Origin of the sequence: Streptomyces sp. NPDC020884, assembly GCF_044333935.1 — a bacterium.
Classification (GTDB): Bacteria; Actinomycetota; Actinomycetes; order Streptomycetales; family Streptomycetaceae; genus Streptomyces.
This window is the reverse complement of the sequence record NZ_JBIRRY010000006.1, coordinates 174,390-187,331: the sequence shown is the minus strand read 5'-3', so window position 1 is coordinate 187,331 and position 12,942 is coordinate 174,390. Positions and strand designations below refer to the sequence as shown.

8 protein-coding genes are annotated in these 12,942 nt (G+C 71.9%); 6 read left to right on the top strand and 2 right to left on the bottom strand.

The genetic code is table 11. The annotated features are described in order from the left end of the window. The 6 genes from ACH4UK_RS20230 to ACH4UK_RS20205 all read left to right on the top strand — a co-directional run bounded on the left by ACH4UK_RS20230 (window position 1) and on the right by ACH4UK_RS20205 (window position 10,625). On the top strand, window positions 1–600 hold the full coding sequence (locus tag ACH4UK_RS20230; protein WP_398358069.1) for a (2Fe-2S)-binding protein: 600 nt from the start codon (window positions 1–3) through the stop codon (window positions 598–600). Next, a complete protein-coding gene (locus ACH4UK_RS20225; RefSeq protein ID WP_398358067.1) occupies window positions 597–3,014 on the top strand; it encodes a xanthine dehydrogenase family protein molybdopterin-binding subunit in 2,418 nt (805 codons plus the stop codon). Before ACH4UK_RS20230 ends, ACH4UK_RS20225 begins: the two co-directional genes overlap by 4 nt. A 335-nt stretch (window positions 3,015–3,349) precedes the next feature. After that, window positions 3,350–4,810: an NCS2 family permease gene (locus tag ACH4UK_RS20220; protein WP_398358065.1), complete on the top strand. Its 1,461-nt coding sequence runs from the start codon at window positions 3,350–3,352 to the stop codon at window positions 4,808–4,810. A gap of 41 nt (window positions 4,811–4,851) precedes the next feature. Beyond that, the gene (locus tag ACH4UK_RS20215; protein ID WP_398358064.1) at window positions 4,852–5,994 is read left to right on the top strand and encodes an XdhC family protein; all 1,143 of its coding nucleotides are present in this window, start codon (window positions 4,852–4,854) and stop codon (window positions 5,992–5,994) included. Between the two features lie 205 nt (window positions 5,995–6,199). After that, entirely contained in the window at window positions 6,200–9,871 is a 3,672-nt protein-coding gene (locus ACH4UK_RS20210) for a S8 family serine peptidase (protein ID WP_398358522.1), read from the top strand. Between the two features lie 82 nt (window positions 9,872–9,953). Then, entirely contained in the window at window positions 9,954–10,625 is a 672-nt protein-coding gene (locus ACH4UK_RS20205; protein WP_398358062.1) for a hypothetical protein, read from the top strand. 58 nt (window positions 10,626–10,683) lie between these two features. On the opposite strand, the gene ACH4UK_RS20200 is transcribed toward ACH4UK_RS20205, so the two are convergent. Both ACH4UK_RS20200 and ACH4UK_RS20195 read right to left on the bottom strand, forming a co-directional pair. Further along, a complete protein-coding gene (locus tag ACH4UK_RS20200; protein ID WP_398358060.1) occupies window positions 10,684–11,055 on the bottom strand; it encodes a hypothetical protein in 372 nt (123 codons plus the stop codon). Window positions 11,056–11,144: 89 nt separating this feature from the next. After that, the gene (locus ACH4UK_RS20195) at window positions 11,145–12,704 is read right to left on the bottom strand and encodes a peptidoglycan-binding protein (protein ID WP_398358058.1); all 1,560 of its coding nucleotides are present in this window, start codon (window positions 12,702–12,704) and stop codon (window positions 11,145–11,147) included. Window positions 12,705–12,942 lie beyond the last annotated feature (238 nt).

The window sequence follows — 12,942 nt, the reverse complement described above, 5'->3', positions numbered from 1 at the left end:
ATGCGAGTCAATTTCACGGTCAACGGCCGTCAGCAGGAAGCCGACGACGTGTGGGAGGGCGAGTCCCTCCTGTACGTCCTGCGTGAGCGCATGGGCCTGCCCGGCTCCAAGAACGCCTGCGAGCAGGGCGAGTGCGGTTCCTGCACGGTCCGACTGGACGGCGTCCCGGTCTGTTCCTGCCTGGTCGCCGCAGGCCAGGTCGAGGGCCGCGAGGTCGTCACCGTCGAGGGCCTGGCCGACTACTCCAAGCACCGCGAGAACGCCCACCCCGGCGCCGGCTGCGCCTCCGGCGCGTGCGGCACCACGCTGGACGCCGCCAAGCGCTGGCAGTCCAAGCCCACCGACGGCCAGACCGGCGAGGCCGTCGAGCTGTCCCCGATCCAGCAGGCGTTCATCGACGCCGGAGCCGTCCAGTGCGGCTTCTGCACCCCCGGCCTGCTGGTCGCCGCCGACGAACTGCTGGAGAACAGCCCCTCCCCGTCCGACCAGGACATCCGTGAGGCGCTCTCGGGCAACCTGTGCCGCTGCACGGGTTACGAGAAGATCCTCGACGCGGTCCGCCTCGCGGCCGCCCGTCAGGAAGAGGCGGTCCAGTCATGACGACGCCCCCGAAGTCCGCGACCGTACCGGCCGGCACACCCACCGAGATCACCCAGGGCTCGCCCACCAAGGGCGGCATCGGCGAGTCCACGCTCCGCCCGGACGGCACCCTCAAGGTCACCGGCGAGTTCGCGTACTCCTCCGACATGTGGCACGAGGACATGCTCTGGGGCCAGACGCTGCGCTCCACCGTCGCGCACGCCGAGATCGTCTCCATCGACACCTCCGAGGCGCTCGCCACGTCCGGCGTCTACGCGGTGCTGACCTACGACGACCTGCCCGCCGAGATGAAGAACTACGGCCTGGAGATCCAGGACACCCCGGTTCTCGCCCACGGCAAGGTCCGTCACCACGGTGAGCCGGTCGCCATCGTGGCCGCCGACCACCCGGAGACCGCGCGCCGCGCCGCCGCCAAGATCAAGATCGAGTACCGCGAGCTGCCCCTCGTCACCGACGAGGCCTCGGCTACCGCCCCGGACGCCGTGCTCGTGCACGAGGGCCGCGACGACCACCACATCGGCCACGTCCCGCACCCCAACATCGTGCACCGCCAGCCGATCATCCGCGGCGACGCCGACGAGGCCGCCAAGCGCGCCGACGTCATCGTCAAGGGCGAGTACACCTTCGGCATGCAGGACCAGGCCTTCCTCGGCCCCGAGTCCGGCCTCGCGGTGCCCTCCGAGGACGGCGGCGTCGAGCTGTACGTCGCCACCCAGTGGCTGCACTCGGACCTCGGCCAGATCGCCCCCGTCCTCGGCCTGCCCGAGGACAAGGTCCGCATGACGCTCTCCGGCGTCGGCGGGGCCTTCGGCGGCCGCGAGGACATCTCGATGCAGATCCACGCCTGCCTGCTGGCGCTCCGCACCGGCAAGCCCGTCAAGATCGTCTACAACCGGTTCGAGTCCTTCTTCGGACACGTCCACCGGCACCCGGCGAAGCTGTACTACGAGCACGGCGCCACCAAGGACGGCAAGCTCACGCACATGAAGTGCAAGATCGTCCTGGACGGCGGGGCCTACGCCTCCGCCTCCCCGGCGGTCGTCGGCAACGCCTCCTCGCTCTCGGTCGGCCCGTACGTCATCGAGGACGTCGACATCGAGGCGGTCGCCCTCTACACCAACAACCCGCCCTGCGGCGCGATGCGCGGCTTCGGCGCGGTCCAGGCGTGCTTCGCCTACGAGGCGCAGATGGACAAGCTCGCCGCGAAGCTGGACCTGGACCCGGTGGAGTTCCGGCAGCTCAACGCCATGGAGCAGGGCACCCTGCTGCCCACCGGCCAGCCCTGTGACTCGCCGGCCCCGGTCGCCGAGCTGCTGCGCCGGGTCAAGTCCCGGCCGCTGCCGCCCGAGCAGGAGTGGCTGACGGCGGGCAGCGAAGGCACCTCCGTCGACGTCCGGGCCCTGCCCGGCGGGCTCTCCAACACCACCCACGGCGAAGGCGTCGTGCGCGGTGTCGGCTACGCGGTCGGCCTGAAGAACGTCGGCTTCTCCGAGGGCTTCGACGACTATTCCACCGCCCGCGTGCGGATGGAGGTCATCAACGGCGAGCCGGTCGCCACCGTGCACACCGCGATGGCCGAGGTCGGCCAGGGCGGCGTCACCGTGCACGCCCAGATCGCCCGTACCGAACTCGGTGTCAACCAGGTCACCATCCACCCCGCCGACACCCGCGTCGGCTCCGCCGGATCCACCTCGGCCTCCCGCCAGACGTACGTCACCGGCGGCGCGGTCAAGAACTCCTGCGAGGCCGTGCGGGAGCAGGTCCTGGAGCTCGGCCGCCGCAAGTTCGGCACCTACCACCCGGCCTGGGCCACCGCCGAACTCCTCCTGGAGGGCGGCAAGGTCGTCACCGACGGCGGCGAGGTGCTCGCCGACGTGGCCGACGTCCTGGAGGACGAGGCGATCGACGTCGAGCTGGAGTGGCGCCACCGCCCCACCGAGGCGTTCGACCTGAAGACCGGACAGGGCAACGGCCACGTCCAGTACTCCTTCGCCGCGCACCGCGCGGTCGTCGAGGTCGACACCGAGCTCGGCCTGGTCAAGGTCATCGAACTGGCCTGCGCCCAGGACGTCGGCAAGGCGCTCAACCCGCTCTCCGTCCTCGGCCAGATCCAGGGCGGCACCCTCCAGGGCATGGGGGTCGCGGTGATGGAGGAGATCATCGTCGACCCGAAGACCGCGAAGGTGCGCAACCCGTCCTTCACGGACTACCTGCTGCCCACGATCCTCGACACGCCGACGATCCCGGTCGACGTGCTCGAACTCGCCGATGAGAACGCCCCGTACGGGCTGCGCGGCATCGGCGAGGCCCCCACCCTCTCGTCCACCCCGGCCGTCCTCGCGGCGATCCGGAACGCGACGGGCCTCGAGCTCAACAGGACACCGGTGCGGCCCGAACACCTCACCAGCACCTGAGAGCCTGCCGGGCGGCCTCCCACCGGTCGTCGCCCGGCAGCCTCCGAGCGGTCCCCCCCCCGAACTCTCCGGGCGGTGTGCTGAGCCGAGAACGTCACACTTTTCCGCATCCCGCACCGCCCGGAGACACCAAGTACCGCACCGCTCGCGGTTCTTCGCCGTGCCCGACAGCACGGCACCGTCCCACGGACCCACCGTGCCTCCCCGGCACAACCGTTCTGCTTCAACAGTCCGTCCCGGCCGTCCCCGGGTCGTGCAGCCGACGCAGTCATCCCAAATCCCGCATTCAGGAATCTCCACGCGGGTGCCCCTGTGAACCTTGGGAGTCAGGCATCATGACCCAGCAGTCAGTGGAACCGAAGACCAGTCCGGAAGGTGCGGGCCCCGGCTCGCGCATCCCCGCCGGAAGATCATGGCTCGACCGTTACTTCCACATATCCGAACGAGGATCCACCGTCGCGCGCGAAGTGCGCGGCGGCGTCACGACCTTCATGGCCATGGCGTACATCCTCCTGCTCAACCCGCTGATCCTGGGCGGGGAGGACGTCAACGGCAACCTCCTCAGCCAGCCCGGCCTGATCACCGCCACCGCCTTCGCGGCGGCCGCGACGACCCTGCTCATGGGCTTTGTCGGGAAGGTGCCCCTGGCGCTCGCCGCCGGGCTCAGCGTCTCCGGTGTGCTCGCCTCGCAGGTCGCGCCCAACATGACCTGGCCGCAGGCCATGGGCATGTGCGTGATCTACGGTGTGGTGATCTGTCTCCTGGTGGTCACCGGCCTCCGAGAGATGATCATGAACGCGATTCCCCTCGCGCTCAAGCACGGCATCACCATGGGCATCGGGCTCTTCATCGCCTTCATCGGCCTCTTCAAGGCCGGCTTCGTCCACAAGGGCGCCGGCGCGACCCCCGTCTCGCTCGGCCCGGCCGGTGAACTCGCCGGCTGGCCCGTCCTGATCTTCAGCGTGACCCTGCTCCTGATCTTCATGCTCCAGGCGCGCAACATCCCCGGCGCGATCCTCATCGGCATCGTCGTGGGCACGCTGATCGCGATCGTCATCAACGCGATCGTCGACATCGACCCCAAGACGTGGAGCAGCGGCCCGCCGGAGCTGGAGGGCAGCGCGGTCTCCACCCCCGACTTCTCACTCTTCGGGAACGTCGAGTTCGGCGGCTGGGGAGACGTCGGCGTGATGACGGTCGGCATGATCGTCTTCACCCTGGTGCTGGCCGGCTTCTTCGACGCGATGGCCACCATCATCGGCGTCGGCACCGAGGCCAAGCTCGCCGACGACAAGGGCCGCATGCCGGGCCTGTCCAAGGCGCTGTTCATCGACGGCGCCGGCGGCGTCATCGGCGGTGTCGCCTCGGGCTCCGGCCAGACGGTCTTCGTCGAGTCGGCCACCGGCGTCGGGGAAGGAGCCCGGACCGGGCTCGCCTCCGCCGTCACCGGCCTCTTCTTCGCCGCCTGCCTCTTCTTCACCCCGCTCACCGCGATTGTGCCGACCGAGGTGGCCTCCGCCGCCCTCGTCGTCATCGGCGCGATGATGATGCAGAACGCCCGGCACGTGGACTGGGGCGACCGCTCGGTCGCCATCCCGGTCTTCCTGACCGTGGTCCTGATGCCCTTCACGTACACCATCACCACCGGTGTCGCCGCGGGTGTCATCGCCTACAGCGCCATCAAGCTCGCCCAGGGCCGGGCCCGCGAGGTCGGGGCCTTCATGTGGGGGCTGACGGTGATCTTCATCGTCTTCTTCGCCCTCAACCCGATCGAGAGCTGGCTGGGCGTCCACTGACGCCCCCGGGCCCTCCCCCTTCTCGCCTAAGGAGACACGCCATGCTGGACATCGCCGAGGAGCTGCACCGGTGGGTCTCGCAGGGACGCGAGTTCGCCGTCGCCACCGTGGTGGCGGTCGGCGGCAGCGCGCCCCGGCAGCCCGGCGCGGCCCTCGCGGTCGACCGTGACGGCACGGCCATCGGGTCGGTGTCCGGCGGATGCGTGGAGGGAGCGGTCTACGAACTGTGCCGGCAGGCCCTCGAGGACGGGAAGTCCGTCCGCGAGCGCTTCGGCTACAGCGACGAGGACGCCTTCGCGGTCGGACTGACCTGCGGCGGCATCATCGACATCCTGGTGACACCGGTACGGGCGGACGATCCCGCCCGCCCGGTGTTCGCCGCAGCGCTCGCGGCCGCCGCCGAGGGGACGGCGGCCGCGCTGGCACGGATCACGGACGGGCCCGCCGAACTGCTCGGACTCCCGCTCCTGGTCCGGGCCGACGGCGGTTACGAGGGCGGGCTCGGCGGCCACCCGGCGCTCGACCGGACCGCCGCGGCCGAGACCCGCGCCCTGCTGGACGCCGGCCGCACCGAGCCGCTCACCATCGGCGCGGAGGGCTCCCGCTGCGGCCGGCCCATCGAGCTCCTGGTCGAGTCCAGCGTGCCCCCGCCCCGCATGATCGTGTTCGGCGCCATCGACTTCGCCGCCGCGCTGGTCCGGGCCGGGAAGTTCCTCGGCTACCGGGTCACCGTCTGCGACGCCCGACCGGTCTTCGCCACCGAGGCACGCTTCCCCGAGGCCGACGAGATCGTCGTCGACTGGCCCCACCGCTACCTCGCCGGGACCACCACCGACGCCCGCACCGTGCTCTGCGTCCTCACCCACGACGCCAAGTTCGACGTACCGCTGCTGGAGGCCGCCCTGCGCCTGCCGGTCGCCTACGTCGGGGCGATGGGCTCGCGCCGCACCCACCTGGAGCGCAACGACCGGCTGCGCGAGGTCGGCCTCACCGACCGTGAACTGGCCAAGCTGCACTCGCCGATCGGCCTCGACCTCGGCGCCCGTACGCCGGAGGAGACGGCCCTGTCCATCGCCGCCGAGATCGTCGCGGTCCGGCGCGGCGGCAGCGGCGTACCGCTCACCGGGGCGCACACCCCCATCCACCACGACAGCAGCGGACAGCCGCTCGCCTCGGTGGCCTGAACCGTCCCGTCAACACCCCGTCCACCCCGGGCGGGTAACCGCCACGGCGGCTTCCCGCCCGCCCCGAACGCAGCGGTCGCCCCGGATTTACCGGTAGATCAACTGCATGACTTCTTCCCCCTCCTCCGTTCCCGGCCGGGCGAGACCCGCTCGCCCAGGACGCAGAGCCCTGCTCCTGGCGACCTCGGCGGCCCTCCTGGGCGGCATGCTGGTCCCCTTCGCGGGCACCGCGGGCGCCGCCCCCGCACCGGGCGCCGACGCCCCGCGCTCCGGCATACGCACAGCGAGCCACACCGTCACCCTGGTCACCGGTGACGTCGTGCGGTACGTGGACGGCCCCGGCGCCCAGGACACCGTCACCGTGGACCGCCCCGACGGCGCGAGCGGCGGCGTCCACATCCAGCAGGCGGGCGAGGACGTGTACGTCCTGCCCGACGAGGCCACCACGCTGATCGCGGCGGGCACCCTGGACCGACGGCTGTTCAACGTCTCGGCCCTGGTGCGGATGGGATACGACGACCGCGGCGCCGGCTCCATCCCGCTCATCGCGACCTACCCGGCGGCCACGGGCGATGCCCAGGCCAAGGCCCTGCCCGCCGCCCCGCGCGGCGCGCGGAAGGTCCGCACCCTCGCCTCCATCCACGGCGCCGCGCTCACCGCCGACAAGGACGGCGCGCGGACGTTCTGGAGCGCCGTCACCCGGACGCCGGGGGCCCGTTCACTGGACGGCGGGATCGCCAAGCTCTGGCTGGACGGCCGCTCCGACGCGCTGCTCGCCGAGTCGGTGCCGCAGGTCGGTGCCCCGCAGGCGTGGGCGGCCGGATTCGACGGCAAGGGCGCCAAGGTCGCCGTCCTGGACACCGGCATCGACGCCGACCACCCGGACGTCGAGGACCGTGTCGTCGCCGCCCGCAGCTTCGTCCCCGGCGAAGAGGTCGACGACAGGAACGGCCACGGCACGCACGTCGCCTCCACCATCGCCGGCTCCGGCGCGGCCTCCGACGGCGCGAACAAGGGCGTCGCCCCGGCCGCCGACCTGCTCGTCGGCAAGGTCCTCAGCGACGAGGGCTCCGGCGCGGACTCCGGGATCATCGAAGCCATGGAGTGGGCGAAGGCCGAAGGGGCCGACGTCGTCTCCATGAGCCTGGGCTCCCCGGTGCCCGACGACGGCACGGACCCGATGTCCCAGGCGGTGAACTCCCTCTCCGCGGACGGCGGTCCGCTCTTCGTGATCGCCGCCGGCAACGCGTACGGGGCGGGCACCATCGGCTCGCCCGGCTCGGCGGAGAAGGCACTCACCATCGCCGCCGTCGACAAGCAGGACAGCCGCGCCGCCTTCTCCTCGATGGGCCCGCTGGTCCGCTCCCACGGCCTGAAGCCCGACCTGTCGGCCCCCGGCGTCGACATCAACGCCGCGGCCTCGCAGTCCATCCCCGACATCGAGGGCATGTACCAGTCGATGTCCGGCACGTCGATGGCCACACCCCATGTCGCGGGCGCGGCAGCCATCCTGAAGCAGCGTCACCCCGACTGGTCCGGCCAGCGCATCAAGGACGCGCTGATGACCTCCTCCAAGAAGCTCGACGCGTACACCCCGTACGAGCAGGGGACCGGCCGGCTCGACGTGAAGGCCGCGATCGACACCACGATCGAGGCCACCGGCTCGGTCCGGACCGCCTCCTACGACTGGCCGCACAGCCCGTCCGACGAGGTCGCCGAGCGCACCGTCACCTACCGCAACTCCGGTGACACGGACGTCACGCTGAAGCTCGCCACCGACACGGACGAGACGGCCTACACGCTGTCCACCGACACCCTGACCGTCCCGGCGGGCGGCAGCGCCGAAGCGGTCCTGTCGCTCGATCCGTCGAAGGTCGCGAACGACACCACCTTCTCCGGCCAGGTCCTCGCCACGGACGCGGCGGGCGACACCGTCGCGCACACCGGCTTCGCGCTCACCAAGGAGAAGGAGCTGCACGACCTGACGCTGAAGCTCCGCGACCGGTCGGGCCGGCCGATGGACGGCCTGGTCGTCCTCGGCGAGCTCGGCGACCCGCAGCTGGGCCTCGTCCAGGTCAGCGGCGGCGGGACCACCCTGCGCCTGCCGCCCGGCAACTACACCGCCTGGGCCTCCGTGGACATCGACGGCGACCGCCCCGACTCCCGGGCCGTCGCGTTCCTCGCGGCCCCCGAGACGATCCTCACCGGCTCCACCACCGTCACCCTCGACGCCTCGAAGGCCCGCAAGGTCGGCGTGCGCACCCCGAAGGAGACCGAGACCCGCCAGCTCCGCTACGACATGGCGCGCACCGCCCCGGACGGCACCGTCCAGCGTGACGCCTTCCAGATCCCCCTCACCTACGACCAGTTGTGGGCGAGCCCCACCAAGAAGGTCACCGAGGGTGACTTCAGCTTCCTGACCCGCTGGCGGCAGGGCGAGAAGCTGATCGACGTCGAGGCCGACGGCCGTGACGTGCCGGTCTTCGTCCAGGGCGGCTCGCCCGTCGCCGAGGACAGCGGGCAGAAGCTGAAGGCCCTCTACGCGGGCCGGGGCGCGCCGGCGGACTACGAGGGCGTGAACGCGCGCGGCAAGGCCGTCGTCATCACCCGCAGCGCCGGGGTCGCCCCCGCCGAACGCCTCGCGGCCGCGCTGGCCGCCGGAGCCGAGGCCCTGTTCGTCGTCAACGACGAGCGCGGCGTGGCGATGGAGAGCTACACCCCGTACGGCGAGGAGACCACCATCCCGGTCGCCTCGGTCCGGAGCTCCGCCGGTGAGACGCTGATCAGGGCGGCACAGCGCGGCAAGAAGATCCGGATCGACCAGAAGAGGTTCGCGGACTACCTCTACGACCTGGTCGACCGCCACGACGGCACGATCCCGGAGCGCTCGCTGGCCTTCGCCCCCTCGACCCGTCAGCTGGCCAAGGTGGAGAACACCTTCTACGGCCATCAGAAGACGCTCGGCGGCGGCTACCGCTACGACATCCCGGACTACGGTCCCGGCCTCGGCTTCGAGGAGTACGAGCGGTTCCCGGACGTCCGCACCGAGTGGGTCAACCCGCTGCCGGGCGACTCGTTCTGGTACGAGAACCACGCGGTCCTCAACGCGGATCAGTCCGACCGGGCGCACGAGATGCGCAGCGCCGAGCTGGACTACCGGGCGGGCCGGGACTACCGCGCCGAGTGGTTCGCCCCGGTGACCCGCCCCCGCCTGGGCACCGGCTACTGGGGCCCGTTCCGCACCGTGTCCAACGACCTCCAGTTCAACATCACCCCGTGGACGGACGCGGGCGCCGGCCACTCCGGCTCGATGCCCGAGGACGAGTACGACACCACCTCCTACGCCCTCCACCAGGGCGACACGCTGCTCAGGCAGGGGGCGGGCCGCGCCGGTTACGTCGGCGACCTGGCCGCCGAGAAGCTGCCCTACCGCCTGGTCATCGACGCGCGGCGGGACGCGGGGACCTGGAAGACGTCGACCCGCACCCACTCCGAGTGGGGCTTCGTCTCCGGTGCGCTGGAGGAGGGCGGCCCGTCGCAGGCCGACATCCCGATGCTCCAGCTGGACTACGACGTCGACACCGACCTGGCCGGCGACGTCCGGGCCGGGCGCTCGACGGAGATCGTCCTGTCGGCCGGCACCCAGGAATGGCTGCCGGGCGCGGTCAGGGCGAACAAGGCCGCGCTGTCCGTCAGTTACGACGACGGCAAGCACTGGATCGAGGCGGAACTGCGCAAGGGGAAGGCCGGTGAGTGGACCGCGAAGTTCCGCACCCCGTCGAAGGGCGCGGCCTCGGTCTCGCTCAAGGCGCACGCGGAGGGTCCCGGCGGACTCGTCGTCGACCAGGAGATCATTCGGGCCTTCGGCCTGAAGTGACCTACTGACGTGGTCCCGTACTCCCCTCGCGGAGTGCGGGACCACGTGCGTGGGCCCCCGGCCGGTGCGGTTGGATGAGCCCATGAGCGTTCACGACGTGGCCCGCAGGCTGCCGGACATATCCGTCCTCACCGATCTCTGCCGTTCCCTGGCGATGCTCGACGCGATCCTGTGTCCCGAGTGGGACCACCGCTGGCACGGCTTCGACACGCAGTGGTCGCCGACGGAGGAGATGGCCTCGATGCGGGACGGGTCGGGCGGCGAGTACTCCGTGGTCCTCTCCGCCGACGGCGCGTACGCGCGGGGCTTCGACCACGAGTCGCCGATGAGCCCGTACGTGGACGACGCCCCCTGGCCCGGGGTGCTCGACGAGGTGCCGGCCGTCTTCCGCCGGTACGTCGACGAGCCCTCGTTCACCGACGAGTTCGGCCTGCCCGTCGTCACCGCCTGCCTCTGGCGCGAGAGCGGCGATGACCGCTGGCGGGCCGGCAGTGTCGAGTTCCCGGAGGACGGCGAGGACTCCGACGGGGCCGACTGGCTCTTCCAGCTCCTCGTCACGGGCACCCCCGAGTCCTACCGGGAGTGGGCCGAGGACTACTTCGAGGTCCCCGTCGACCTCGAGGCCGTACGCCATGTCTACGCGCTGCGGCCGCTCACCGACGCGGTGATCACCGCGCTCAACCCCGAGCGGGTCCCCGCCGAACTGGCCGAGGACGTGAAGGAGATCGGGTACCCGGTTGGCGCGGGGGAGTGACGGGCGCGCGCCCCCGACGCACGCACCGGACCTGCTCCTGGCCAGGCCGGCTCGGGCGTCAGTCGGCCTCCGGGACCGACGGATCGCGGCGGGCCAGCGCCTGCGCCGCCGACAGGCCGGTCCGGGCCGCCACGATCCGGCGGGCCCGGACCTCCGCGCCGGTCCGGGGGCGGAAGCGCGGCTCCTTGCCGCAGCCGCACGCCTCCAGACCCTCGTAGCGCAGGCCCGCCGCCAGGACGGCCGCCACCGCGCTCCAGGCCGCGGTGTCACGGCGCGGCGGCGGCGCGAAGTCGTGGCCCGCGCAGACGAGGGCGCGGCCGCAGTTCGGGCAGGGCTGCTCCCGGTCGCCCGCGGGATGCCGTTTGAAACTGACGCGGCACGGGACACAGGCGAAGTGCAGCTTGTAGTGGGTCATCGCGTAGTGGCACACGCTACGACGCTATCGGTACGGGGCCCCGGACGGCAGCCCCGGACCGCGGCCCCGGACGGCCCCTCGGGAGGGCCGCCCGGGGCCGGGGATCACTTACCGCCCTGCAGCGCCGCCCAGGTGGCCGGGCCGACCTGGCCGTCGACCGTGAGCTTGCGGCTGGTCTGGTAGCTGCGCACCGCGGTCTCGGTGGCCGGGCCGAAGGTGCCGTCCACGCCCACGGTGGTGCCCAGCGCCGCCGTCAGGGACCGCTGGAGCCGCTTCACCGCGTCACCCGTGCTGCCCTTCGCCAGCGCCGGGGTGGTGCCGGCCGACAACAGGGCCGTCCAGGTCTTCGGGCCGACCGTGCCGTCGGCGTCGAGGGAGCGGGCCCGCTGGAACGCCTGCACCGCGCTGTGGGTGGTGGGCCCGAAGCTGCCGTCCACGGCGCCCGCCTCGTAGCCCTGCGTGTTGAGCAGCTGCTGGACCGCCTTGACCTGCGGCCCGCTGGAGCCCGACTTCTGGGTGGTGTACGAGGGGAAGGTCAGGCCGTCGCCGCCGGAGCCCGGATCGCCGTCGATCAGCTCCATGTAGCGGTTCCAGTCCCAGTGGGGACCCGGGTCGGTGTGGTCGGCGCCGGGCGCCTCGCTGTGCCCGATGATGTGCGACCGGTTCTTCGGGATGCCGTACCGCGCCGCGAGGTGCTTGGTCAGGGCGGCGGAGGAGCGGTACATCGCGTCGGTGTACCAGGCCGGGTTGTCGACATAGCCCTCGTGCTCGATCCCGACGGACGAGGAGTTGGTGCTCCCCGCGTGCCAGGCGGTGTCCTTCTCCAGGACCGACTGGGTGACCTCACCGTCCGAGGAGCGGATCGTGTAGTGCGCGCTGACCTCCGAGGCCGGGTTCTGGTACCAGCTGATGGAACCGGCGTACGAGCCCTGGGTGGTGTGGATGACCACCTTGTCGACGGAGGCCTTGCGGCCGACGACGAAGTTCCCGGAGTACGCGGGCACCCAGAGCGCCGAGGGGTAGTCCGCGCTCCTGGCCTGGACGTCGGCGGCCGACACCCCGCCCTTGTCCGGGGCGACCGGCCGGGAGGGCACGAGCACCTCCTCGCCGCCGGACACCGTCGCCGTCACGCCCCGGGCGAGGAAGTCGAAGACCCCGTCCGCGTAGAGCGCGGCGGCGGTTCCCTCGGCGGCGCTGTAGCGGGCGACCGCCGGATACCAGGAGTTCACGTCCCGGCGCTCGGCGGAGTCCAGGCCCAGCGCGTCGGCGTGGTCGCGCAGGACGGCCGCGCCGCCGAGGATGTTGGCCGTGGTGTCCCGGCGCAGCCGGGCCGCGCTCTCGCCGGTCAGCTCGGAGGCCTTCTCCAGCGAGCGGTTGACGGGGTTGCTCGCCAGGTGCATCACGCCGTAGCCGTTCGCCTGGCTGGGCGTGCCCGCGTGTCCGTCGAGACGGCTCTCGCCGTAGCCGACGGCGGCCAGCAGATCGCGCGGCACCCCGTACTCCCGGGACGCCTCCGCGAGGGCGCGGTTCATCGGGTCGGCCTTGTCCGGACCGGGTGCTGCGGTCGCCGGGTGCCCGGTGGCGAGAAGGGCCGTGGCGGTGAGGGCCGCCACGGCGCAGGCGCAGGCGCGGGCCCGGGTTCGGGCGACGGTGCGTAGGGGCATGAGGGCTCCTGCTCTGTGGGGGAGGGGTGTGGGGGAGGCCGCGAAGGGGACCGCGTGGACATCGCGCGGGGCTTCGCGGGAAGAGAAAAGCCCTCGGACCCGGGTCGGGCCAGAGGGATGGCGAATGCGGCCAGGCTACCGAGCTGAGCAGGGCATGACAACGAGAGACCTGGTCGATCCGGCTGGCAACATCCTGCAAATACAGGGGAGTTGGCTCTCGCGCTAGGCCTGTCGGGTG

What these genes read in the sequence shown, in the direction of transcription:
- ACH4UK_RS20230 (WP_398358069.1), top strand. Translation starts at nt 1, where the DNA reads ATGCGAGTCAATTTCACGGTCAACGGCCGTCAGCAGGAAGCCGACGAC.
- ACH4UK_RS20225 (WP_398358067.1), top strand. Translation starts at nt 597, where the DNA reads ATGACGACGCCCCCGAAGTCCGCGACCGTACCGGCCGGCACACCCACC.
- ACH4UK_RS20220 (WP_398358065.1), top strand. Translation starts at nt 3,350, where the DNA reads ATGACCCAGCAGTCAGTGGAACCGAAGACCAGTCCGGAAGGTGCGGGC.
- ACH4UK_RS20215 (WP_398358064.1), top strand. Translation starts at nt 4,852, where the DNA reads ATGCTGGACATCGCCGAGGAGCTGCACCGGTGGGTCTCGCAGGGACGC.
- ACH4UK_RS20210 (WP_398358522.1), top strand. Translation starts at nt 6,200, where the DNA reads ATGCTGGTCCCCTTCGCGGGCACCGCGGGCGCCGCCCCCGCACCGGGC.
- ACH4UK_RS20205 (WP_398358062.1), top strand. Translation starts at nt 9,954, where the DNA reads ATGAGCGTTCACGACGTGGCCCGCAGGCTGCCGGACATATCCGTCCTC.
- ACH4UK_RS20195 (WP_398358058.1), bottom strand. Translation starts at nt 12,704, where the DNA reads ATGCCCCTACGCACCGTCGCCCGAACCCGGGCCCGCGCCTGCGCCTGC.